The following is a 2,003-nucleotide window of genomic DNA, read 5'->3' on the forward strand; positions in this document are numbered from 1 at the left end:
CTCGCCCCGCTGATCACCGCGATCGGCGTGTCGATCCTGCTGCAAACCCTCGCGATGATGATCTGGTCGCGCAACCCGCTGCCGTTCCCGCAGCTGTTGCCTACTGACCCGATCAACGTGATCAAGGCCACCGACACGACGCCTGGCGCCGTGATCTCGATGACCGAAATCGTGATCATGGTCGTGGCGTTCCTCGTGATGGGCGGTCTGCTGTTGCTGGTTCACAAGACCAAGCTGGGCCGCGCGATGCGTGCGATCGCTGAGAACCCGGGTGTCGCCAGCCTGATGGGCGTGAACCCGAATTTCGTGATTTCGGCGACCTTCATGATCGGCTCGGCGCTGGCCGCTCTGGCCGGCGTGATGATCGCGTCCGAATACGGCAACGCACACTTCTATATGGGCTTCATCCCGGGTCTGAAGGCCTTTACCGCGGCGGTGCTGGGCGGGATCGGCAATCTCGGCGGGGCCATGGTGGGCGGCGTGCTGCTCGGCCTGATCGAACAGTTGGGCGCCGGCTACATCGGCAACCTTACGGGCGGTGTGTTCGGCAGTAACTACCAGGACGTGTTCGCATTCATCGTGCTGATCGTCGTGCTGGTGTTCCGTCCGTCGGGCCTGCTGGGCGAACGTGTTGCGGATCGAGCATAAGGAGTAGACAGACATGACATCAATTCAACCGATCGAGCCGTCCACGACGCTCATCCCTGAAAAGAACCTGACGAAGACGCTGACCGTCGGCATCATCACCGCGATCTTCGTGATCGCGGCGCCGATGATCATCGGTGCCGCTGGCGGCAACTACTGGGTCCGCGTGCTCGACTTCGCGATGCTGTACGTGATGCTGGCGCTGGGTCTCAATGTGGTGGTCGGCTTCGCCGGCCTGCTGGACTTGGGCTACATCGCGTTCTACGCGATCGGCGCGTACACCGCGGCGCTGCTGAGTTCGCCCCACCTGACCTCGCAGTTCGAGTGGATCGCGCACCTGTTCCCGGGCGGCCTGCATACGCCGATCTGGATCATCGTGCCGATTGCGATGGGGCTCGCCGCGACCTTCGGCGTCCTGCTCGGCGCGCCGACCTTGCGTCTGCGTGGCGACTACCTCGCGATCGTGACACTGGGCTTCGGGGAGATTGTGCGGATCTTCATTAACAACCTCGACCGTCCGGTCAACATCACGAACGGGCCGAAGGGGATCACCGGCATCGCTCCGGTGTCGGCAGGCGGCTTCAGCCTCGCGCAGACACACACGTTCCTCGGGTTTTCGTTCCCGTCGGTGTACATGTATTACTACCTGTTCGTGTTGTGCGCGCTGTTCGTGATCTGGACCTGTACGCGTTTGCAGCACTCGCGGATCGGCCGTGCATGGGCCGCTATTCGTGAAGACGAAATCGCCGCCAAGGCAATGGGCATCAACACCCGTAACGTGAAGCTGCTGGCCTTTGCAATGGGCGCGTCGTTCGGCGGCCTGTCGGGCGCGATGTTCGGTTCGTTCCAGGGCTTCGTGTCGCCGGAATCGTTCACGTTCTGGGAATCGGTCGTGGTGCTGGCGTGCGTGGTGCTCGGCGGTATGGGCCACATCCCTGGCGTGATTCTCGGTGCGGTGCTGCTCGCCGTGTTCCCGGAATTCCTGCGCTCGACCATGGGTCCGTTGCAGAACATGATCTTCGGCCATGAAATCGTCGATACCGAAGTGATCCGTCAGTTGCTGTACGGCCTCGCGATGGTCGTGATCATGCTGTACCGCTCGGAAGGCCTGTGGCCGTCGCCGAAGCACGAAGACAAGATTGCGAAACTGGCGAAGCGCGCTGGCAAGAAGCCGGTGCGCGCCTTAGGCCCGCAGGGAGAAATCATATGAGCGATAACGTAAACAACGGCGTCGGCAGCGATCAGATCCGCCTGTCGGTTAAGGGCGTCAACAAGCGCTTCGGCGGCCTGCAGGCACTGTCCGACGTTGGCCTGCAAATCAAGGCGGGCCAGATTTATGGCCTGATCGGCCCGAACGG

Annotated in this window: 2 protein-coding genes and 1 pseudogene; all 3 read left to right on the forward strand. The window is 62.2% G+C overall.

The window, feature by feature from the left end; all coding sequences use genetic code 11:
* Nucleotides 1-648: branched-chain amino acid ABC transporter permease (locus FSO04_RS45615; RefSeq protein ID WP_154567985.1), on the forward strand; the 648-nt coding region annotated here is incomplete at its 5' end.
* 13 nt (nucleotides 649-661) lie between these two features.
* Nucleotides 662-1,855, forward strand: a complete 1,194-nt coding sequence (locus FSO04_RS45620; RefSeq protein ID WP_154567986.1) for an ABC transporter permease subunit — start codon at nucleotides 662-664, stop codon at nucleotides 1,853-1,855.
* A pseudogene (locus tag FSO04_RS45625) lies at nucleotides 1,852-2,003 on the forward strand (ABC transporter ATP-binding protein); the annotation flags it as partial. The gene FSO04_RS45620 and the pseudogene FSO04_RS45625, both read left to right, overlap by 4 nt.

It is taken from the genome of Paraburkholderia madseniana, assembly GCF_009690905.1.
GTDB classification, from domain to species: Bacteria; Pseudomonadota; Gammaproteobacteria; order Burkholderiales; family Burkholderiaceae; genus Paraburkholderia; species Paraburkholderia madseniana.

Excerpts from the sequence above, each read along its gene's own strand:
- FSO04_RS45620 (WP_154567986.1), top strand. The coding sequence starts at position 662 with ATGACATCAATTCAACCGATCGAGCCGTCCACGACGCTCATCCCTGAA.